Annotated in this window: 20 protein-coding genes; 7 read left to right on the forward strand and 13 right to left on the reverse strand. The window is 69.6% G+C overall.

The window, feature by feature from the left end:
- Positions 1-286: 286 nt before the first annotated feature.
- A complete protein-coding gene (locus ACIHCQ_RS14385; RefSeq protein ID WP_399661700.1) occupies positions 287-838 on the forward strand; it encodes a DoxX family protein in 552 nt (183 codons plus the stop codon).
- Positions 839-928: 90 nt separating this feature from the next.
- Here the strand turns inward: ACIHCQ_RS14385 and dapD are convergent, their stop codons facing one another.
- The 3 genes from dapD to ACIHCQ_RS14400 all read right to left on the reverse strand — a co-directional run bounded on the left by dapD (position 929) and on the right by ACIHCQ_RS14400 (position 2,866).
- A complete protein-coding gene (gene dapD, locus ACIHCQ_RS14390) occupies positions 929-1,933 on the reverse strand; it encodes a 2,3,4,5-tetrahydropyridine-2,6-dicarboxylate N-succinyltransferase (RefSeq protein ID WP_399661702.1) in 1,005 nt (334 codons plus the stop codon).
- 70 nt (positions 1,934-2,003) lie between these two features.
- Positions 2,004-2,540: a TetR/AcrR family transcriptional regulator gene (locus ACIHCQ_RS14395; RefSeq protein WP_399661704.1), complete on the reverse strand. Its 537-nt coding sequence runs from the start codon at positions 2,538-2,540 to the stop codon at positions 2,004-2,006.
- Positions 2,540-2,866, reverse strand: a complete 327-nt coding sequence (locus tag ACIHCQ_RS14400) for a DMT family transporter (RefSeq protein WP_399661706.1) — start codon at positions 2,864-2,866, stop codon at positions 2,540-2,542. Before ACIHCQ_RS14400 ends, ACIHCQ_RS14395 begins: the two co-directional genes overlap by 1 nt.
- A 53-nt stretch (positions 2,867-2,919) precedes the next feature.
- Between ACIHCQ_RS14400 and ACIHCQ_RS14405 the strand changes: the two genes are divergently transcribed.
- Together ACIHCQ_RS14405 and ACIHCQ_RS14410 are read left to right on the forward strand one after the other, a co-directional pair.
- Complete coding sequence (locus ACIHCQ_RS14405) at positions 2,920-3,402, forward strand: MarR family transcriptional regulator (protein ID WP_399661707.1); 483 nt, start codon at positions 2,920-2,922, stop codon at positions 3,400-3,402.
- A gap of 97 nt (positions 3,403-3,499) precedes the next feature.
- A complete protein-coding gene (locus ACIHCQ_RS14410) occupies positions 3,500-4,588 on the forward strand; it encodes a hypothetical protein (protein ID WP_399661709.1) in 1,089 nt (362 codons plus the stop codon).
- A 36-nt stretch (positions 4,589-4,624) separates the two neighbouring features.
- Here the strand turns inward: ACIHCQ_RS14410 and ACIHCQ_RS14415 are convergent, their stop codons facing one another.
- Positions 4,625-4,993, reverse strand: a complete 369-nt coding sequence (locus ACIHCQ_RS14415; RefSeq protein ID WP_399661711.1) for a VOC family protein — start codon at positions 4,991-4,993, stop codon at positions 4,625-4,627.
- Positions 4,994-5,212: 219 nt separating this feature from the next.
- Between ACIHCQ_RS14415 and ACIHCQ_RS14420 the strand changes: the two genes are divergently transcribed.
- Entirely contained in the window at positions 5,213-6,193 is a 981-nt protein-coding gene (locus tag ACIHCQ_RS14420) for an AbfB domain-containing protein (RefSeq protein ID WP_399661713.1), read from the forward strand.
- A gap of 74 nt (positions 6,194-6,267) precedes the next feature.
- Here the strand turns inward: ACIHCQ_RS14420 and ACIHCQ_RS14425 are convergent, their stop codons facing one another.
- The 9 genes from ACIHCQ_RS14425 to ACIHCQ_RS14465 form a co-directional block, all read right to left on the reverse strand.
- On the reverse strand, positions 6,268-6,606 hold the full coding sequence (locus ACIHCQ_RS14425; protein ID WP_399661715.1) for a metal-sulfur cluster assembly factor: 339 nt from the start codon (positions 6,604-6,606) through the stop codon (positions 6,268-6,270).
- A complete protein-coding gene (sufU, locus tag ACIHCQ_RS14430) occupies positions 6,603-7,067 on the reverse strand; it encodes a Fe-S cluster assembly sulfur transfer protein SufU (RefSeq protein WP_399661717.1) in 465 nt (154 codons plus the stop codon). Before sufU ends, ACIHCQ_RS14425 begins: the two co-directional genes overlap by 4 nt.
- A 10-nt stretch (positions 7,068-7,077) precedes the next feature.
- Entirely contained in the window at positions 7,078-8,334 is a 1,257-nt protein-coding gene (locus ACIHCQ_RS14435; RefSeq protein ID WP_399661719.1) for a cysteine desulfurase, read from the reverse strand.
- A complete protein-coding gene (sufC, locus tag ACIHCQ_RS14440) occupies positions 8,331-9,095 on the reverse strand; it encodes a Fe-S cluster assembly ATPase SufC (protein ID WP_399661721.1) in 765 nt (254 codons plus the stop codon). Before sufC ends, ACIHCQ_RS14435 begins: the two co-directional genes overlap by 4 nt.
- A 7-nt stretch (positions 9,096-9,102) precedes the next feature.
- Positions 9,103-9,420 carry a non-heme iron oxygenase ferredoxin subunit gene (locus ACIHCQ_RS14445; RefSeq protein WP_399661723.1) on the reverse strand — a complete coding sequence of 106 codons (318 nt, stop codon included), beginning with the start codon at positions 9,418-9,420 and terminating at the stop codon, positions 9,103-9,105.
- Positions 9,420-10,601 (reverse strand): Fe-S cluster assembly protein SufD, encoded by a 1,182-nt coding sequence (gene sufD / locus ACIHCQ_RS14450; RefSeq protein ID WP_399661725.1) that lies wholly within the window; start codon positions 10,599-10,601, stop codon positions 9,420-9,422. Before sufD ends, ACIHCQ_RS14445 begins: the two co-directional genes overlap by 1 nt.
- Positions 10,602-10,701: 100 nt before the next feature.
- A complete protein-coding gene (gene sufB, locus ACIHCQ_RS14455) occupies positions 10,702-12,123 on the reverse strand; it encodes a Fe-S cluster assembly protein SufB (protein ID WP_399661727.1) in 1,422 nt (473 codons plus the stop codon).
- Positions 12,120-12,902, reverse strand: coding sequence for a helix-turn-helix transcriptional regulator (locus ACIHCQ_RS14460; protein WP_399661729.1), 783 nt, complete (start codon positions 12,900-12,902; stop codon positions 12,120-12,122). Before ACIHCQ_RS14460 ends, sufB begins: the two co-directional genes overlap by 4 nt.
- A gap of 164 nt (positions 12,903-13,066) precedes the next feature.
- Positions 13,067-16,669 (reverse strand): S8 family serine peptidase, encoded by a 3,603-nt coding sequence (locus ACIHCQ_RS14465; RefSeq protein ID WP_399661731.1) that lies wholly within the window; start codon positions 16,667-16,669, stop codon positions 13,067-13,069.
- A 162-nt stretch (positions 16,670-16,831) separates the two neighbouring features.
- Here ACIHCQ_RS14465 and ACIHCQ_RS14470 point away from each other — a divergent pair, with 162 nt between their 5' ends.
- From ACIHCQ_RS14470 to ACIHCQ_RS14480, 3 genes are all read left to right on the forward strand, one after another.
- Entirely contained in the window at positions 16,832-17,755 is a 924-nt protein-coding gene (locus ACIHCQ_RS14470) for an ABC transporter ATP-binding protein (RefSeq protein WP_399661733.1), read from the forward strand.
- Positions 17,755-18,522 carry an ABC transporter permease gene (locus ACIHCQ_RS14475; protein WP_399661735.1) on the forward strand — a complete coding sequence of 256 codons (768 nt, stop codon included), beginning with the start codon at positions 17,755-17,757 and terminating at the stop codon, positions 18,520-18,522. Before ACIHCQ_RS14470 ends, ACIHCQ_RS14475 begins: the two co-directional genes overlap by 1 nt.
- A 124-nt stretch (positions 18,523-18,646) precedes the next feature.
- Positions 18,647-19,651 carry a heme A synthase gene (locus ACIHCQ_RS14480; protein WP_399661737.1) on the forward strand — a complete coding sequence of 335 codons (1,005 nt, stop codon included), beginning with the start codon at positions 18,647-18,649 and terminating at the stop codon, positions 19,649-19,651.
- Positions 19,652-19,867: the final 216 nt, after the last annotated feature.

Consider the following 19,867-nt stretch of genomic DNA (forward strand, 5'->3'; position numbering starts at 1 on the left):
TCAAAGCAAAGCTATTTGGAGGGCAGTGTCATGTCAAGCAATGATCAGGAGAGGGCAGAACGGGAGCCCACGCGCGCAGGGAGCGGCAGCAGGCCGCCCCACCGGCACGGTGATCGCGTGTGCAGAGCATGAACGTGCCGACTTCCGCCGGAGAGGGCAGTATCGATGGTGAGCTCAATGCACCGGCCGCGCCCCGACAACCTGATGACCGCGCCGACGGCCCGCCCGGACACCACGCTCGGGCGGCTCCGGGACCTGCGGCATCGGCGCAGGAAGTGACCTCATCATGAAACGCCCTACCGGTCGCGCCCGTCACTCAACCGCCCGCGGCGCGGCTCCCGCACCCGCCGCGGTGGGCGCCAACGACGCCGGTGTGCTGGTGCTCCGGCTGGCCGTCGGCCTGATCCTGGCGGGTCACGGGGCCCAGAAGCTGTTCGGCTGGTTCGGCGGCCCCGGCCTGGAGGCGACGGGCAAACAGTTCGCCGAGCTCGGCTGGGACCCTGGCGTCTTCTTCGCGGGCCTGGCCGGGGTCTCCGAGTTCGTGGGCGGCCTGGGCCTGGCCGTGGGGCTGCTCACCCCGCTGGCCGCGGCGGCCTGCATCGGGGTCTTGGTCAACGCCATGGCGATCGCCCCCGAACTGGACCTGTGGTCCGCGGCGGGCACCGCCTTCGTCCTCCCGATGCTCCTCGCCGTCGGCGCGCTCACCGTCGCCGCGGTGGGCCCGCGCCGGCTCTCTCTCGACGCGCGCTTCCCCTGGCGGGACGGCGGATGGTTCCCGGCGGGGCTCGCCGTGGTCCTGGGCGTCGCCGGGGGGCTCATCGTCCTCGCGCTGAAGTAGCCGGGGCCGGTCCCGGGTCTGCCGGTCGCACGCCGAGCGCCCTCCCCGGGCGGCCAGGGGCCGTGGGAAGGGCGCGGCAACCGCCAGTGATCAGTTGTGGCTGTGCAGGATGTCGTTCAGGCCACCCCACACCGCGTTGTTCGGCCGGGCCTCGACACTGCCCGTCACCGAGTTGCGGCGGAACAGAATGTTGCTCGCGCCCGACAGCTCACGCGCCTTGACGATCTGGCCGTCCGGCATCGTGACCCTCGTGCCCGCCGTGACGTACAGACCCGCCTCCACCACACACTCGTCACCGAGCCCGATGCCGACGCCCGCCTCCGCGCCGATCAGGCAGCGCTCGCCGATGACGATGCGGACATTGCCGCCGCCCGAGAGCGTGCCCATGGTCGACGCACCGCCGCCGATGTCCGAGCCGTCGCCGACCACGACACCCGCGGAGATACGCCCCTCGACCATCGACGTGCCCAGCGTGCCCGCGTTGAAGTTGACGAAGCCCTCGTGCATGACCGTGGTTCCCGCGGCGAGGTGCGCGCCGAGGCGGACCCGGTCGGCGTCGGCGATGCGTACGCCCTTGGGGACGACGTAGTCCGTCATACGCGGGAACTTGTCCACGCTCGTCACGGCCAGGTGCAGACCCTCGGCCCGCGCGTTCAGCCGGACCGTCTCGATGGTGTCCGGGGCGACCGGGCCCAGTGACGTCCAGGCGACGTTGGCGAGCAGCCCGAAGATGCCGTCCAGGTTCTGGCCGTGGGGCTGCACCAGGCGGTGCGAGAGCAGGTGCAGGCGCAGGTACGCGTCGTGCGCGTCCAGCGGCTTGTCGTCGAGCGAGGCGATGGCCGTACGGACGGCGACGACCTCGACTCCGCGGCGGGCGTCGGGCCCGATGGCCTTGGCCGCGCCCGCCCCGAGGAGCTCGACAGCCCGCTCGGCGGTGAGCCGCTCGGTTCCGGCCGGTCCCGGCTCATCGGTGAGCGCCGGGGCGGGGAACCAGGTGTCGAGTACGGTGCCGTCGGCGGCGAGGGTGGCGAGGCCGGTGGCGGCGGCGCCGGTCGTACGGGGGGCAGCGGTGGTGCTGGCGGGCGAGTCAGTCATGACAAGAAACCTAACCGGCAGGGTGCCACCTGGGCCAACCGGTCTCGATGGCCGGGCGCGCGCGAGCCCGTCAGGCGAGAATCCGCGCCATCATCTCGCGCGCGAACTCCGCCTCGTACTTCGCGTCCGTCAGCAGCACCTGCAGACACATCCCGTCCATCAGCGCCACCAGCGCCCGCGCGGTGACCGGATCCGTCCGCCGCGCCACCGCCTCGGCGACCCCCTCGCACCACTCCGCCGCCACCGGCCGCAGCGCGGGGCGCCGCAGGGCCGCCAGGTAGAGCTCGTACTCCAGCTCTACGCCCGTGCGGTCCCCCGAGAGCCACTCCCCCATCAGCCGGGCCAGTTCCCCGGCGAGGTCCGCCTCCGGGTCGGCGAGGGCGCTGCAGTTCCGTACCGCCGCGGCGAACCCCTCGTTGGTCCGGCGCAGCGCGGCGATCAGCAGCTCGTCGAGGGAGGCGAAGTGGTACGTCGTGGAGCCGAGCGGCACATCGGCCTCGGCCGCGACCGTACGGTGGCTGAGCCCGGCGATTCCACTGCGCCCGACCACCCGGATCGCCGCGTCGATGATGCGATCGCGCCGCTCGGGGTCGTATCGCCGCACCATCAGTGGGCACCTCCCATATTGAGCACCACCACGCCTGCGATCACGAGCGCGATACCCGCGAACTTGACCAGGCTGGTCGATTCACCGAGGAAGACCATACCGATGGCGGCGATCGCGGCCGTGCCCGCGCCCGCCCAGATCGCGTAGGCCGTGCCCACCGACAGGGTCTTCAGGGTCTGCGCGAGCAGCGCGAAGGCGAGCACATAGCCCCCGACCGTGATCAACGAAGGCCAGAGCCTGGTGAAGCCCTCGCTGTACTTCATGGCCGTCGTCCCGGCCACCTCCGCCGCGATGGCCGCTGCCAGCATTCCGTATCCCAGTCCCATGCGTACGAGTGTACACATCGTTGCGTACGGGCGTACACACTTAAGCTCGGTGAGTGTCCGACCAGGAACGCGTCTACCGCGTCTACCGCGCCCACCTCACCGCCGCCGCCCTGTACGGCCAGTCGGCGACCGAGGCCCTCGGGCAGAACCCCTCCGACGCGTACGCCCTCAGCACCCTGGAACTCGCGGGCCCCCTCACCACCGGCATGCTCGCCGAACGCATCGGCCTCTCGCAGTCCGCCACCACGAGGCTCGTCGACCGCCTCGAACGGGCGGGCTGGGTCCGCCGCGGCCACTACTCGGCCGATCGCCGCCGGGTCGTCGTGGAGGCCGTGTCCCCCACCCCGGAGCAGGAGGAGGCCGCCTTCGGCGCGGCCCACCGCCGGATGGCCGCGGTCTTCGACCGCTTCAGCACCGAGGAACTACGCGTCCTCTACCGATACTTCGAGCTGGCCACGCCCGCCCTGCGTGAGGCCACGGCCGAGATCAGGAGCGCGGCGCGGGGCGGTGGGACAACGGGGGCGGGGGCTCCGTGAGCGGCTCGCCGCTGTGCCGCTACCGTGTGTCTCCGACCTGACACAGGTCCGACCTGACACAGGTTGACCAGGCACACCACGCGCGGGAGACACTTCAGTGGCATACGGAAACACGCCCCCGCCAGGCCCACCCCCCGGCTGGGGCGGCCGGCCCGGCTGGATGCCACCGTCCGCGCCCAGGCCCGGAGTGATCCCGCTACGACCACTCGGCCTCGGCGATGTCCTGGGTGGGGCCTTCACGACGATGGGCCGCTACTGGAAGCCGCTGTTCGGCATAGCCGTGGCCGTGTACGGCGCGGCGACCGCCGTGGGCGCGGTGTCGCTGGCCGTGGCGTACGGCCTCGTCGGTGACCACCTCGACAGGGTCATGGACGTGACAGGCGAGCAAGCGCCCGCCTGGGACGACACACGGCCGCTGCTGATCGCTTTCATCGCCGTGTGGCTCCTCGCCGGGCTCAGCATGTTGCTCGCGACGGCGATGATCTACGCCAGTTGCCCGGCGATCCTTCAGGACGCGGTGCTCGGCCGGCCTGTCACCTTCGGCACTGTCTGGCGCCGGGCCTGGTCCCAAGTACCGGCCGTCATCGGCGCGCTGTTCCTCACCGCCCTGGCCTTCCTGATCCCGCTGGTCCTGTTCGTGACAGCCTGCGTCGCCCTGGTAGTGGCGCTCGCCACCCAGGACAGCGGATCGTTCATCCTGCCCCCGCTGGCCTTCCTCGGCTCGCTGGCGACCACACCGCTGGGCGTCTGGCTCTGGGTGAAGTTCAGCTTGGCCCCGGCAGCCGCCGTCTTCGAACGACAGGGACCCATCGCGGCGATGCGCCGCTCCGCACAACTGGTGCGCGGCAACTGGTGGCGAATCTTCGGCATCTCGCTGCTCGCGGCCGTCATCGCGGCCGTGGCGAGCTATGTCATCCAGCTGCCGCTCAATCTGCTCGGGATGGTGCCCGGCTCGATCGGCGCCTCGGACCTGGGCACCGACCCCACCGCCTCGCAAGTCCTGGTCGCGATGGGCGGCCTGCTGATCGTGATGGCGGTGGGCCAGTTGATCGCCCAGATCTTCGCCGCCACCTTCCCCCAACTGGTGGTCAGCCTGCTCTACGTCGACCAGCGCATCCGCGGGGAGAACCTGGCCCCGGCCCTCGCCGAGGCCGCCGCCGTACCGCCCGCGCGCTACGCGTACTAGCCGCCGGCCACACCGTTCGCGTACTGGCTGGTCGCGTCAGTCGCGCAGCGACTTCCTCGGGCGCAGCACACAGAACTCATTGCCCTCCGGGTCGGCAAGTACCTGCCACGTCGCCTCCGGCCCCTGGCCGACATCCACCCGCACAGCCCCCAGCCCGATGATCCGCTCCACCTCCGCCGCCTGGTCGTCGGGCGCGAGGTCGATGTGCAGCCTGTTCTTGAGGGTCTTCCGCTCGCCCACAGGCACGAAAGTGATCCCGGGCAGGGCGAACTCGTCGGCGCCGATGTTGATTTCGTCTTCCGCCTCGTAGATCACCTTCCAGTCCAGCACCTGGGTCCAGAAGCGGGTGAGCCCCGGAAGGTCGTGGGCATCGATGACAACGGCGAAGAAGGAAGAAGAAGCCATGGCCGCCATTGTGCCCGGCACGCATGGCCGATTTGTGGAACTCTGCGGGGCTTGGGCGAGCCGCTCGCGGGCGTGAGCGGAGGACGTCTCTCCGGATTGGCCTTTTGGTCAGCGAAACGTCCGCTCAGCAGTCACTTCGTCAACTACTCTTTCGCCAGTCGCACACCCGGTGCCCGATCCGCGTTCGCCCAGCGGCGAGACGCTGGAGGAACCCTCCGCATGCCAAAGAAGAAAAACGGTGCCGAAAACGCTCGGCCCGTCGTTCCGGACAAGCCCGCCTGGGCCCAGAACGGCCACACCAAACCCCCGAGTTGGGCCACACAACACCCCGGCCCCACCCAGGCGGACCTGCTCCTCTTCGCCGAGTGGCCCGACCTGGGAGAGTACGACTCCCTCGACACGCGCCCCGGCGCTTCCGCCCGAAGGAGCCTTCACCGACCGCAAGTTCTGCTGCTCACCGCGCTCACCGGGGCCGTCGGCCTCCTCTGCGCGGCCGTAATAGCCATGCTGCCCGAGGAGGCTGACGCCCCGCCACGCGAACTGCGCAAGGACTCCTCCGCCCCGGCGCCGGCGGACTTGATAGAGCCCTCCTTCTCCGGGTCTCCCGCCGGGGCAACGCCGACGACCCCTCCGGAGGGCACGGGCACCGACTGGCTGGCCGAGTCCGTCGCCGGTGTCGCCGGCCCGTCCCCGGTGCCCGAACAGACCGCAACCGCCCGTAAGCCGCCGCCCAAGCCGACGACCGCCGCGCCGAGCAAGGCACCATCGGCCTCTCGGCGGCATTCCGTGCAGTCGCTCAACTACCCCGACCGGTACTGGCGCATGGTGGACGATCGCGGTCGCCTGGACCAGATCGGCAGCGGCAGCTCCGCAAAGACCAAGAGCGAGGCGAGCTTCACGCTCGTCGCGGGGCTCGCCGACTCCAGCTGCCACTCCTTCGCCGTCAGCGGCGGCCGGTACCTGCGGAACCAGTCCTTCGGCCTCGTGGCCGGCGCCGATGACGGGTCGGTGACGTTCGACAAGGACGCCACCTTCTGTCCCCAGAGCGCGGGATACGGCGACACCATCAGGCTGGAGTCGTACAACCACCGCGGCCGGTTCATCCGGCACCGCAACTTCCGGCTGTGGATCGAGCCGTACGAGTACAGCCGTCTCTACCTGGCGGACACCACGTTCCGGTTCGTAAAAGCCTGGGGCTGACCACCCAAAGAAACAAAGAAACGAGGCAGGGCGCCACCGGCATTCGGTGGCGCCCTGCCTCGTACAAAGCAAGCTCAGACGTTGAAGCCCAGCGCGCGCAACTGCTCGCGACCGTCGTCCGTGATCTTGTCCGGGCCCCACGGCGGCATCCAGACCCAGTTGATCTTCAGCTCATTCACAATGCCGTCCGTCGCCGACCTCGCCTGGTCCTCGATGACATCGGTCAGCGGACAGGCCGCGGACGTCAGCGTCATATCGAGCGTGGCGATGTTGGAGTCGTCGATGTGGATGCCGTAGATCAGCCCGAGGTTCACGACATCGATGCCCAGCTCGGGGTCCACCACGTCGTACAGCGCCTCGCGCACCTCCTCCTCGGAGGCCGGCTTGGTCGTCACCATTTCGTTCTCGCTCATGCGGTATTCCCTTCGGGAAGCTCGGACAGCGCCTTGGCCGTCGCGTCCTTCCACGCCATCCAGCTCAGCAGTGCGCACTTCACCCGGGCCGGGTACTTGGAGACGCCGGCGAACGCGATCGCGTCCTCCAGCACCTCCTCCATCGCGTCATCCGGATCGATCTTGCCCCTGGACTGCATCAGCTCCAGGAACGTTTCCTGAATCTTCTGCGCTTCGGCCAGTTCCTTGCCGACCAGCAGCTCGTTCAGTACGGAGGCGCTGGCCTGGCTGATCGAGCAGCCCTGGCCCTCGTAGCTGATGTCGGCCACGACCGAGCCGTCGTACCGCACGCGGAGTGTGATCTCGTCACCGCAGGTCGGATTGACATGGTGCGCCTCAGCGTCGCCGTCCCGCAGACCGCGCCCGTGCGGGTGCTTGTAATGGTCCAGGATGACGTCCTGGTACATCGAATCCAGCTTCACGTGCCAGCCCCTAGCCGAAGAAGTTCCGTACGTGCTCCAGCCCCTCGACGAGCGCGTCGACCTCAGCCGGCGTGGAGTACAGATAGAACGACGCTCGCGTGGTCGCAGGAATTCCGTACCGCAGGCAGACCGGCCGCGCGCAGTGGTGGCCGACCCGGACCGCGATGCCTTCCTCGTCCAGGACCTGGCCCACGTCGTGCGGGTGGATGTCCCCCAGTACGAACGAGATCGCCGCGCCCCGCTCCTCGGCCGTGGTGGGGCCGATGATGCGCAGGTCCGGGACCTCCAGCAGCCGCTTCACCGCGTACTCGGTGAGGGCGTGCTCATGCTGGGCGATCTTGTCCATGCCGATCGCGGAGAGGTAGTCCACGGCCGCGCCGAGGCCGACGGCCTGGGCGATCGGGGGCGTACCCGCCTCGAACTTGTGCGGCGCCGGGGCGTACGTCGAGGAGTGCATCGACACGGTCTCGATCATCTCGCCGCCGCCGAGGAACGGCGGCAGGTCCTCAAGGAGCTCCTGCCGTCCCCACAGCACACCGATGCCGGTCGGGCCGCACATCTTGTGGCCCGTGAAGGCCACGAAGTCCGCGCCGAGCGCCTGTACGTCCAGGGGCATGTGCGGCGCGGCCTGCGAGGCGTCGATCAGGACCAGCGCGCCGACGTCCTGGGCGCGCCGGACGATCGCGTCGGTCGGGTTGACCGTGCCCATGATGTTGGAGACCAGCGTGAAGGAGACGATCTTCGTCTTCTCCGTGATGATCTCTTCGATGTTGGACAGGTCGAGACGGCCGTCGTCGGTGAGGCCGAACCACTTCAGCTTCGCGCCCGTGCGCTGCGCGAGCAGCTGCCACGGCACGATGTTGGAGTGGTGCTCCATCTCCGTGATGACGATCTCGGTCTCGTGGTCCACGCGGTAGGGCTCATCGGCCCAGCCGAGCATGTTCGCGACGAGGTTGAGCGACTCCGAGGCGTTCTTGGTGAAGATCACCTCGTTGCGGCTCGGTGCGTTGATGAAGGCGGCGACCTTGTCGCGGGCGCCTTCGTACAGCGCCGTGGCCTCCTCGGCCAGCACATGAACACCGCGATGGACGTTGGCGTTGTGCTGCTCGTAGTACCTGTTCAGCACATCGAGCACCTGGCGCGGTTTCTGCGACGTCGCCGCGTTGTCCAGGTACACGAGCTTCTTACCGTCATGGAGCACGCGGTCCAGGATGGGGAAATCCTTGCGGATCGCCTCAGTGTCGAGGAGGCCCGGCAGTAGTGTCACGCGGATACGCCGCCCTTCGTGTATGCCTCGTAGCCCTCTGCCTCAAGCTTGTCGGCAAGCTCCGCGCCGCCGGACTCGGCGATGCGGCCCTGCGCGAAGACGTGCACGAAGTCGGGCTTGATGTAGCGCAGGATGCGCGTGTAGTGCGTGATCAGCAGGGTGCCGACCTCGCCGGTCCCGCGGACGCGGTTGACGCCGTCGGCGACCTGCCGCAGGGCGTCCACGTCCAGACCGGAGTCGGTCTCGTCCAGGATCGCGATCTTCGGCTTGAGCAGTTCCAGCTGGAGGATCTCGTGACGCTTCTTCTCGCCGCCGGAGAAGCCCTCATTGACGTTGCGCTCGGCGAAGGCCGGGTCCATCTGGAGCTGCTCCATGGCGGCCTTGACCTCCTTCACCCAGGTACGCAGCTTGGGGGCCTCGCCGCGCATCGCCGTCGCCGACGTACGCAGGAAGTTGGAGACGGAGACGCCGGGGACCTCCACCGGGTACTGCATGGCGAGGAAGAGACCCGCGCGGGCGCGCTCGTCGACGGTCATGTCCAGCACGTTCTCGCCGTCGAGGGTGACGGTGCCGCCGGTGATCGTGTACTTGGGGTGACCCGCCACGGAGTACGCGAGCGTCGACTTGCCGGAGCCGTTGGGGCCCATGATGGCGTGGGTCTCGCCCTGCTTCACGGTCAGATCGACGCCCTTGAGGATCTCGCGGGGGCCGTTCTCAGCGTTGACAGAGACGTGCAGGTCGTGGATTTCAAGCGTTGCCATGGGTGACTCAAGACTCCTGAGTGACGGAGACGAGCACATCGTCCCCTTCGGTCTTTACGGGGTATACGGGGACGGGGCGCGTCGCGGGAAGGCCGGACGGCTTGCCGGTGCGGAGGTCGAAGCTGGAGCCGTGCAGCCAGCACTCGATCTGGCAGTCCTCCACCTCGCCCTCGGAGAGCGAGACGTTGGCGTGCGAGCAGATGTCGTTGATCGCGAACACCTCGCCCTCGGTCAGGACGATCGAGACCGGCGTGCCGTCGATTTCCACCCTTTTCGGGGTGTTCTCCTCCAGCTCGCTCAGCGCACAGGCTTTGACGAAGGCCATCAAACAGACGCCTCCAGCTCCGCGTCGATCTTGGCGAGCAGCCGCTCCTCGACATCGGGCAGGCCGATCTGCTGGACCAGCTCGGCGAAGAAGCCACGGACCACCAGGCGGCGCGCCTCGTCCGCGGGGATGCCGCGGGCCTGGAGGTAGAAGAGCTGCTCGTCGTCGAAGCGGCCGGTCGCGGAGGCGTGACCGGCGCCGACGATCTCGCCGGTCTCGATCTCCAGGTTCGGCACCGAGTCGACCCGCGCGCCGTCCGTGAGGACGAGGTTGCGGTTCAGCTCGTAGGTGTCCGTGCCCTCGGCGCTGGCCTCGATCAGGACGTCGCCGATCCATACCGCGTGGGCGTCCTGGCCCTGCAGCGCGCCCTTGTAGGCGACGTTGGAGCGGCAGTGCGGGGCGTTGTGGTCGACCATGAGGCGGTGTTCCTGGTGCTGGCCCCGGTCGGTGAAGTACAGGCCGAAGAGCTCGGCCTGTCCGCCGGTGGCCGCGTAGGAGACGCGCGGGTGCAGCCGTACGAGATCGCCGCCGAAGGTCACCACGACCGACTTGAAGGAGGCGTCGCGGCCGATCAGCGCGTTGTGCTGGGCGACGTGGACGGCCTTGTCGTCCCAGTCCTGGACGGAGACGACGGTGAGCTTCGCGCCGTCGCCGACTACGAAGTCGACGTTGGCGGCGAGCACCGCGTCACCGGTGTGGTCGATGACAACGACAGCCTCGGCGAAGGCCCCGAGCTCGATGACCTGGTGGGCGAAGACCGTGCCGCCCTCGCCGTGGACCGCGATCCGGACCGGCTCGGTGAGCACGGTGTCCTTGGGCACGGTGACGACCGAGGCCTTCTCGAAGGAGGAGTACGCCTGGGCGGCGACCCGGTCCACCGGAGTACCGGCCTTGCCCAGCCGGGCGTCGTCACGGCCGACGGTCTCGACCGTGACGGCGGCGGGCGCGGTGAAGTCGACCTTGATGCCGGTGCCGTTCGCGACGGCGGTGCCGTCATGCAGACCACGCAGGCGCTCCAGGGGAGTGAAGCGCCACTCCTCCTCGCGGCCGTGCGGCACCGGGAAGTCCGCCACGTCGAAGGAGGGGGGCGCGCTCATGCGCGTGGCGACGGTCGACTCGGCGGCCACCGCGATCGAGCCGGCGGTGGTGGAGCCCACCGGGATGTTCTGAGCCTCAGCCATGGCTGTCGTTGTGCTCTCTTCCTCGGTCACTTGCGTTGCGTTGCATTGCGAACCTTGGCCCGCCGGAAGGGGCGGGCCTCCAGTTGCTGGTACGGCGGCGTCAGCCGACCGAACCCTCCATCTGCAGCTCGATCAGCCGGTTGAGCTCCAGGGCGTACTCCATGGGGAGCTCCTTGGCGATCGGCTCGACGAATCCGCGCACGATCATCGCCATCGCCTCGAACTCCGTCATACCGCGGCTCATCAGGTAGAAGAGCTGGTCCTCGGAGACCCGGGAGACGGTCGCCTCGTGGCCCATGGACACGTCGTCCTCGCGGACGTCCACGTACGGGTAGGTGTCGGAGCGCGAGATGGTGTCGACCAGCAGCGCGTCACAGAGCACATTCGACTTCGAGCCGTGGGCGCCCTCGCCGATCTCGACCAGACCGCGGTACGACGTACGGCCACCGCCGCGCGCCACCGACTTGGAGACGATGTTGGACGAGGTGTTCGGCGCCATGTGGACCATCTTGGAGCCGGCGTCCTGGTGCTGGCCCTCGCCCGCGAAGGCGATGGACAGGGTCTCGCCCTTGGCGTGCTCGCCCATCAGGTAGACGGCCGGGTACTTCATGGTGACCTTGGAGCCGATGTTGCCGTCGACCCACTCCATGGTCGCGCCCTCGTACGCCACGGCGCGCTTGGTGACCAGGTTGTAGACGTTGTTCGACCAGTTCTGGATCGTCGTGTAGCGGCAGCGGCCGCCCTTCTTGACGATGATCTCGACCACGGCGCTGTGCAGCGAGTCCGAGGAATAGATCGGGGCGGTGCAGCCCTCGACGTAGTGGACGTACGCGTCCTCGTCGACGATGATCAGCGTCCGCTCGAACTGGCCCATGTTCTCCGTGTTGATACGGAAGTAGGCCTGGAGCGGGATGTCGACGTGGACACCCTTGGGCACGTAGATGAACGAGCCGCCCGACCACACCGCGGAGTTCAGCGAGGCGAACTTGTTGTCGCCGACCGGGATGACCGTGCCGAAGTACTCCTGGAAGAGCTCCGGGTGCGTCTTCAGCGCGGTGTCGGTGTCGAGGAAGATGACGCCCTGCTCCTCCAGGTCCTCGCGGATCTGGTGGTAGACGACCTCGGACTCGTACTGGGCGGCGACACCGGCGACGAGGCGCTGCTTCTCCGCCTCCGGGATGCCGAGCCTGTCGTACGTGTTCTTGATGTCCTCGGGCAGATCCTCCCAGGAAGCAGCCTGCTTCTCGGTGGACCGCACGAAGTACTTGATGTTGTCGAAGTCGATGCCCGAGAGGTCCGAGCCCCAGCTGGGCATGGGCTTCTTGCCGAACAGCTTCAGGCCCTTGAGCCGCAGCTTCAGCATCCACTCCGGCTCGTTCTTCTTCTCCGAGATGTCGCGGACGACAGCTTCGGAGAGGCCGCGCTTCGCCACGGCACCGGCCGCGTCGGAGTCGGCCCAGCCGAATTCGTACGTACCCAGGCCCTCAAGTTCGGGGTGGGCAGTCTCCGTGGGGAGAGTCATGCGGGGTTCCTCCCGGACGTACTTGCAGATGCTGATGATGTGGTGGTCTGTGGTGTGCCCTGGCCGTGCGGCTGTCGTTCGCCGTGCGGCTGTGGTGGGCCGTGCGGAATGAACGTCGTGCAGACCCCGTCGCCGTGGGCGATGGTGGCCAGCCGCTGCACATGCGTCCCGAGCAGCCGGGAGAAGACCTCGGTCTCCGCCTCACACAGTTGCGGGTACTGCTCGGCGACATGGGCGACCGGGCAGTGGTGCTGGCAGAGCTGCTCGCCGACCGGTGCGTTACGCGCCGTAGCAGCGTACCCGTCGGCACTCAAGGCCTTCGCGAGCGCCCCGGCACGCTCCTCGGGGGGAGCCGCCTCCATCGCCTTGCCGTAGGCCTCCGCCTGCGCCTCCATGCGGTACCGGGCGAAGGCCGCCACGGCCGCCTCTCCGGCCGCGCCGCCGCCCGCGGACTGCTCGATCCAGCGGAGCGCGTCCACGGCCAGCGTGTCGTACGACTGGTCGAAGGCGTCGCGCCCGCAGTCGGTCAGGGCGAACACCTTGGCGGGCCTGCCGCGCGTCCGCGCTCCGTAGACCCGCTGCTCACGGGCTTCTACGATCTTCTCCGCGACAAGCGCGTCGAGGTGGCGGCGCACGGCTGCCTGGGTGAGACCCAGACGCCCTGCGAGATCGGTCACGGTGGAAGGGCCATGGTCCAGGATGGAGCGCGCGACGCGGTTGCGCGTGGAGCGCTCACCGGTCGCGAGTTCCTCCTGCGGAGCCGCGCCAACGTTTTTCACAACGCCATTGTTGCGTAATTCCTCCGGCACTGACAACCGGCGTCCGAGGGGTGACCCGGTGCGCTGCATCACTAAGGGTTACCTAACATCAGGGCCCGTCCAACTGCTGCCGAACGGGCCCTGACCAGGTGCTTCCTAGAGTCTATCCGGCCGGATCCGGAAGATCAGCCGGCCAGATCCGGGCGGTCGGTCACTCTGATCGAATTCACCAGAGTCTTGCCGGAATTCGCCACAAACCGCAGGTTGAGCTGCCCGTCCGTGACCTGGACAAGAAAAATCCGGTCATGGGCCGTACGGACACCCGCCTCCAGTGCCAGGTCGAGATTGGGCACCTGCAGCGCCCCCTCGGCCATCACATCGAAGACCCGGTCCGTCGGACGGGTGGAGCTCAGCTCCGCGAAGCCCAGCTCGATCCGGTAGGTGCCGGCCGGCAGCCCGTCGAAGCGGTACTCGTACATGCCCTGGCGGGCGGTGCGGTACAGCGTCGGGTCGGCCGCGCCCGTGATCGTACGGCTGGTGGTGAGCTGACTGGCGCTGCCCAGGTAGCCGTACGAGCCGGTGGCGTGCTTACGGTCCGGGGACCAGGTGTCACCGAGCGCGTCGACGGCGGACTGCGAGGTTCCGGAGTCGATCGCCGTCTGGTAGCCGGGCACCACCAGGGTCACCGGGATCTCGATCAGCGGTTTGCGCCCGCTGTGGGATCTCACCTGCAGGGTGGCGGTCAGGACCGAGCCGGGGGCGACCCCCGCGGTGTCGAGTCCCAGCACGACCTTCTGCTGCGCGCCGGCCGCCAGCTGTGCGGCGGGGGGCGTGGCCGTGAGCCAGCTCTTGCCGTCCTTCTCGGCGACCGTGAAGTCGGTGCCCGAGCCGGTATTGGCGAGGGTGAGCGTACGGGTGCGCTGCTGTGCCGCCGGTGCGACGACGGTGAGGGCCGCGCTGTCGGCGGCGACCCGGCCGGTGGTGAGCACGGCGTCGTACACCGCGATCCCGCCCGGCTCGGGGGTCCGCTGCGCGCTCGCGCCGGTGTAGGCGGGGGCGGCGACAGCGATGTCGTACGGCGTCCCGGGCGTACCGGCGGGCACCTGGAGGAGATAGCCGCCGTCCGCGCCGGTGGTGTCGCTGCCGCCGGTCACGGTGACGGCCGCGGCCTCGACCGCCTTGGAGTCGTTGGCGTCGGTGACCGTTCCCGCGAGTACGGCGGTCCTGGTCGTACGGAAGCCGATGCTCATCCCGTCGCTGACGGCGGGCTGGTTGAAGGAGTAGAGCAGGGCATCGGTGCCGGTCGCGTTCTCGGCGCCGATGGTCGCGCTGGAGCCGTTCTCGAGGCCGGCCCCGGAGATGTCCTTGTAGTGGAAGGACGCGGAGCCGTCCTCGCCGAGCACCGCCGAGAAGGAGATCCGCTCGGTGGTGGTCGCGGCGATCAGCGCGTTGCGCCATTCGACGACGATCTTCCGGTGCGGGGCGGTGCCGGTGGCCGCCCAGTACACGCCCGCGGTGGCGTCGACCGTGAGGTTGTCCCAGAACGGGTAGAGCGCGCCGTTCGGGGTCAAGGTGCTGGGCAGGGTGGTGTTGCCGCTGGAGGTGGAGTTGGTCCCGAGGGCGAACACCCCGTCGATGGACGCGGTCGCCGCCCGGTAGGTACGCCCGTAGAACGGGACCGGGAACGGCAGGTTGAAGGCGGCCGTGCCGAGGGAGGTGCTGGTGTACGCCAGCTTGGTGGTCCCGGCCGGGAAGTCACCGCCGCCCACCGCGCAGGCGGTGCCGAAGCCGTCGGTCTTGTCGGGCAGGCGGATGTCCTTGACCGTGTCGCCGGTGACCTCGACGCGGACGCTGGTCGCCGAGGCGCAGCGCTGGGCAGGGGTCACGGAGAGGTCGTACGTGCCGAGCGGGAGCCGCAGCGTGTAGCTGCCGTCGGCGGCGGAGGTGGCGGTGACGGGGGTGTTCTGGGCGGTGATCACCGCGCCCGCCTCCGCTCCGGTGAAGCTCGTCACCTTGCCGGCGACGTCGGCGGACGCGGCTTCGGCGAGCAGGAAGTCCTTCACCTCGCTGCCGTTCTCGACGACGGTGACCTGGGTCCGGCCGGTGACGTAGCCGTATTTGGCGACGCTGACCTGATAGTCGCCGACCATCAGTTTCGGCTGGGCGTAGCTGCCGTCGGCGCCGGTGGTGACGGTCGACTTCATCGGTCCTTCGAAGCGCAGGGTGGCGTCGGCGAGCGGTCCGGTGGCCGAGGTGACCTTGCCGCTGACGGCGCCGAGCGCGCCGCGGGGGGCGGCGGTGACGGCGGCGTACGCGTCGAGGCGGCCCTCGCCGAAGACGTTGTTGTCAGCCGCGGTGCCGCCGCAGGTGGTGTTGTCGACGTCGAGGGCGGAGGCGTCGAGGAGCTTCTCGGTCGCGGCGATGTCACCGCGGATCGCGGGCGCCGCCGACCACATCAGCGCCACGGTGGCAGCGGTGTGCGGTGAGGCCATCGACGTACCGGAGATGGAGTTGTAGCCGCCGCCCATCCAGGCGGAGCGGATATTGACGCCGGGGGCTGCCAGGTTGGGCTTGAGGCCGCCGCTCTCGCCGGTGCCCCGCGACGAGAAGGTCCCGATAACGTTGTCGATGTCGAAGGCGCCGGAGGAGTACGAGTTGTTGTACGCGCCGGGCGAGCCTGAGGTGTTGCAGCCCGGGCCGCTGTTGCCGTTGGAGAACGCCGGGAAGATCCCCGCGTCCCGCCACGACTGCACGACCTCCTTGTACCAGGTGTCGATGACGCCGCTGCCCCAGGAGTTGTTCACGATGTCGGGCGCGAGCTCGGGGCGCGGGTTGGCCCCGGCGGCGTCGGTGGGAGCGACGATCCACTGGCCGGAGCGGAGCAGCGAGTCGCGGCTGCAGGAGCTGGACTCGCACCCCTTGGCGGCGATCCACTGCGCGCCGGGGGCGACGCCGATCTGGTTGGCCGAGCCGTCGTCGCCGACCATGGTGCCCATGGTGTGGGTGCCGTGGCCGTTGTTGTCGCAGGGGCCGGTGGTGGTGCAGATCTTGGCAGGGTCGAACCAGTTGTAGGCGTGGTCGTAGGTGCCGTCGGACTTCAGTCCGCGGTACTTCGTCCGGACGGCCGGGTGGTCGACCTGTACGCCGGAGTCGATGTTGGCGACGACCACGCCCTCGCCGCGTACGCCCAGGCCGTCCCAGACCTTGGGGGCGTTGACGCGGTCGATGTTCCACTCGACGGCGTCGAGGCGCGGTTCGTTCTCTCCCGGCAGCGGGTCGGGGATGGTGACCGGGTCGTCGGCCTCGATGGCGGCGACGTCGGCGCGGGCCGCGAGCTTCTCGGCGAGGGCCTTGCCGGCGGTGACCTTGAGGGTGTTGGTGATCCAGAACGACTCGTAGCGGACGCCCGCGCTGTCCAGCAGGGCCCGCAGGGGAGCCTGGGATGTGGTGGCATGCGCGGTCTTCGTCTCGTAGAGCGTGCGTGCCTTGGCGGTCTTGCCCTTGGCCCGGCGGGCGGAGGCAGTGTCGGCCTCATGCGTCAGGGCGACCCAGAAGGTCGCCCTGTCCTTGGCGTCGAGCTGTGCGCGGACGCCGCTGTCGGTCTTGGTCCGATACGGGGAGGAGGCGGGGGATAACGCGGTATCGGGGTCCTGGGCATGGGCGGAGGCGGCGCCGAGGGTGATGGGCAGCGCCACGGCCATCGCCGTCAGCGCGGCGAAGACGACTCGTCGCCCTGATCTGCCTGCTGTACGTGCTGTGCCTGCTGGGCCTGAGCTGGGTCTAGCCACGAACTCTCCTTCATGAGGGGTGGTTCGTACCGACACTCGATCGTGAAGGATTTGACAGGTTCATGTGAAGAACGCCTCATGTGTCAGTTCAGGCCATTCCGTCACGGGCGTCCCGGGACCCGGGCCACGGGGCCCCGCCGGGGCCCGCCTAGACTTCCCGGCATGCGAAGCGAGTCGGTCGTCCAGATCCGGGGCCTGGCGAAGTCATACGGATCCAAGGCGGCCGTGGCCGGCCTCGATCTCGACGTCCGCCGTGGCTCGGTGACCGCGGTCCTGGGTCCCAACGGAGCCGGGAAGACCACCACGATCGAGATCTGCGAGGGCTATCGCCGCGCGGACGCGGGCACGGTACGCGTCCTCGGTCTCGACCCCGTCGCCGACGCCGCGAGCCTGCGCCCCCGCATCGGCGTGATGCTCCAGTCCGGCGGCGTCTACTCCGGCGCCCGCGCCGACGAGATGCTGCGCCATATGGCCAAGCTGCACGCGCACCCGCTGGACGTGGACACGCTGATCGAGCGGCTGGGCCTGGGCGGCTGCGGCCGTACGACGTACCGGCGGCTCTCCGGCGGGCAGCAGCAGCGGCTCGCGCTGGCCCTGGCCGTCGTCGGCCGCCCCGAGCTGGTCTTCCTGGACGAGCCGACCGCCGGCCTCGATCCGCAGGCCCGCCGGTCCACCTGGGAGCTCATACGGGAGCTGCGTACCGACGGCGTTTCGACCGTCCTGACCACCCATTTCATGGACGAGGCCGAGGAGCTGGCCGACGGTGTCGCGATCATCGACGCGGGCCGGGTCATCGCCGAGGGCAGCCCCGAGCAGCTGTGCCGGGGCGGCGCCGAGAACACGCTGCGCTTCACCGGGCGGCCCGGGCTCGACGTCGGCTCGCTGCTGAAGGCGCTGCCGGACGGCACCGCGGCGGCGGAGCTCACCGCGGGGATGTACAGGATCAGCGGCCAGATCGATCCACAGCTGCTGGCGACCGTCACGTCCTGGTGCGCGCAGCACGGTGTGATGCCGGAGGGCATCGCGGTCGAGCGCCACACGCTTGAAGATGTCTTCCTGGAGCTGACCGGCAAGGAGCTGCGCTGATGAGCGCCGGTACGTATACGCCGAAGCCCGGCGCGGCGCCGCTGACGCGCATGATCGCGGCGCAGACGGCGTTCGAGACGAGGCTGCTGCTGCGCAACGGCGAGCAGCTGCTGCTCACCGTGATCATCCCGTCGCTGCTGCTGGTGCTGTTCTCCACGGTCGACATCCTCGACACAGGAGCCGGCGAGTCGGTCGACTTCCTGGCTCCTGGCGTGCTCGCCCTCGCGGTGATGTCCACGGCGTTCACCGGTCAGGCCATCGCCACGGGATTCGAACGGCGCTACGGAGTCCTCAAGCGGCTCGGCGCCTCGCCGCTGCCGCGCTGGGCCCTGATGAGCGCCAAGACGCTCGCGGTGCTGGTCACCGAGGTCCTGCAGGTGGTGCTGCTGACGGTGATCGCCTTCGCGCTGGGCTGGTCTCCGCAGGGCAACCCGCTGTCCGTGGTGCTGTTGCTCGTCCTGGGCACCGCCGCGTTCTCCGGGCTCGGCCTGCTGATGGCCGGAACCCTACGGGCGGAGGCCACGCTGGCCGCCGCGAACCTGGTGTTTTTGCTGCTCCTGATGGGCGGCGGGGTACTCGTGCCGCTGGAGAAATTCCCGGACGGCGTCCAGTCGGCGCTGGCGCTGCTGCCGATCTCGGCGCTGTCGGACGGGCTGCGTGATGTGCTGCAGCACGGGGCGGGGGTGCCGTGGGGCGACCTGGGGATCCTGGCGGTGTGGGCGGGCGTCGGGCTGGGTGCGGCGGCGCGGTACTTCCGCTGGGAGTGACGCGGAGACGGTTCCGGGGACAGGCCCGGGGCCCGGTTCCGGGCTGTCAGGACGACCCGCGGAACGACTCTCGGGACGACCCCAGGACCCCCCTCGTGAAAACGTGCACAAGCATCCCCCTACGATGGTTCCCGTGCCAAAGCTGACCCGAGCCGAAGTCGCTCAAGCCGCGCGGAACCCCCTCGCCTTCATTGCCGGACGCTGGACTCCCACACCCCGGATCCTCCAGCGCGCCGCGTTCGCCGCCGTCGTCATGACCGTCGTCATCATCGTCACCGGCGGCGCCGTCCGGCTGACCAGCTCCGGCCTCGGCTGCGACACCTGGCCGAAGTGCACGGACGACAGCCTCTTCGCGACGCCCGCCCAGGGCATCAACGGCGCCATCGAGTTCGGCAACCGGATGCTGACGTACGTCCTGTCCGCCGCGGTCGGCTGGGCGATCATCGCGATCCGGTCCACGAAGCCGTGGCGGCGCGATCTCACGCGGCTCGCCTGGTCGCAGTTCTGGATCGTGATGGGCAACGCCGTCCTCGGCGGTATCACGGTGTGGGCGGGCCTCAACCCGTGGACGGTGGCCGGGCACTTCTTGCTCGCCAACGCCCTGCTCACGGTCGCCGTGATCACCTGGCAGCGCACGCGCGAGGGCGACTCCGCCCCCCGGCCGCGCGTCCCGCGCCCGGTCCGCAGGCTGTCCTGGGCGATCGTCGTCGTCTCGGGCGCGCTCATCACCCTGGGCACCTCGGTCACCGGCTCCGGCAAGCACGCCGGCGACAGCAGCGACGTACCGCGTATGCCGTGGGACTGGGCCGCCGCCGCCCATATCCACGCGATCGCCGCCTGGGTGGTCTGCGCGTTGGTCCTCGCGATGTGGCTGGTGCTGCGCACAGTCGACGCGCCCGACGACATCAGGGCGCGCGCCCGGGACCTGCTGGTGGTGCTGTTGCTCCAGGGGGCGGTGGGCTATCTCCAGTACTTCACCGGCGTGCCCGAGATCCTGGTCGGCGCGCACATGCTCGGCTCCGCGCTGATGTGGACCGCGGTGGTGCGGCTCGCGCTGAGCCTGCGGGAGCGCCCGTCGCATGACGCGGCTGCCCCGGCGCCGAGCGACTCCGCCCTGTCGGCCGTCTGACCCACTGAGGTGCGGGCCCTTGGCGGGGGCGCTGCCCCCGAACCTTCCCCCTACTCCCCCTACTCCCTGAGGGCTCCCTGAGGGCTCCCTGAGGGCGTGGGGGACCCCCAGCGGGGCGGAAGGTGCGGGGGCGGGTACGCGCCGGGCCCCTGGCGGGGGGGGGCGCCCGCACCCGGCGCAGCAAAAACCCCCATCCCATGCGGGGGGGCGCGGGCG

Source organism: Streptomyces sp. NPDC052236, from assembly GCF_044548015.1.
GTDB lineage: Bacteria > Actinomycetota > Actinomycetes > Streptomycetales > Streptomycetaceae > Streptomyces.

Coding starts and splice junctions, on each gene's coding strand:
- ACIHCQ_RS14400 (WP_399661706.1), bottom strand. CDS start 2,866: ATGGGACTGGGATACGGAATGCTGGCAGCGGCCATCGCGGCGGAGGTG.
- ACIHCQ_RS14480 (WP_399661737.1), top strand. CDS start 18,647: ATGGTTCCCGTGCCAAAGCTGACCCGAGCCGAAGTCGCTCAAGCCGCG.
- ACIHCQ_RS14425 (WP_399661715.1), bottom strand. CDS start 6,606: ATGAGCGAGAACGAAATGGTGACGACCAAGCCGGCCTCCGAGGAGGAG.
- sufB (WP_399661727.1), bottom strand. CDS start 12,123: ATGACTCTCCCCACGGAGACTGCCCACCCCGAACTTGAGGGCCTGGGT.
- sufC (WP_399661721.1), bottom strand. CDS start 9,095: ATGGCAACGCTTGAAATCCACGACCTGCACGTCTCTGTCAACGCTGAG.
- sufD (WP_399661725.1), bottom strand. CDS start 10,601: ATGGCTGAGGCTCAGAACATCCCGGTGGGCTCCACCACCGCCGGCTCG.
- ACIHCQ_RS14470 (WP_399661733.1), top strand. CDS start 16,832: ATGCGAAGCGAGTCGGTCGTCCAGATCCGGGGCCTGGCGAAGTCATAC.
- dapD (WP_399661702.1), bottom strand. CDS start 1,933: ATGACTGACTCGCCCGCCAGCACCACCGCTGCCCCCCGTACGACCGGC.
- ACIHCQ_RS14395 (WP_399661704.1), bottom strand. CDS start 2,540: ATGGTGCGGCGATACGACCCCGAGCGGCGCGATCGCATCATCGACGCG.
- ACIHCQ_RS14415 (WP_399661711.1), bottom strand. CDS start 4,993: ATGGCTTCTTCTTCCTTCTTCGCCGTTGTCATCGATGCCCACGACCTT.
- ACIHCQ_RS14385 (WP_399661700.1), top strand. CDS start 287: ATGAAACGCCCTACCGGTCGCGCCCGTCACTCAACCGCCCGCGGCGCG.
- ACIHCQ_RS14420 (WP_399661713.1), top strand. CDS start 5,213: ATGCCAAAGAAGAAAAACGGTGCCGAAAACGCTCGGCCCGTCGTTCCG.
- ACIHCQ_RS14445 (WP_399661723.1), bottom strand. CDS start 9,420: ATGGCCTTCGTCAAAGCCTGTGCGCTGAGCGAGCTGGAGGAGAACACC.
- ACIHCQ_RS14475 (WP_399661735.1), top strand. CDS start 17,755: ATGAGCGCCGGTACGTATACGCCGAAGCCCGGCGCGGCGCCGCTGACG.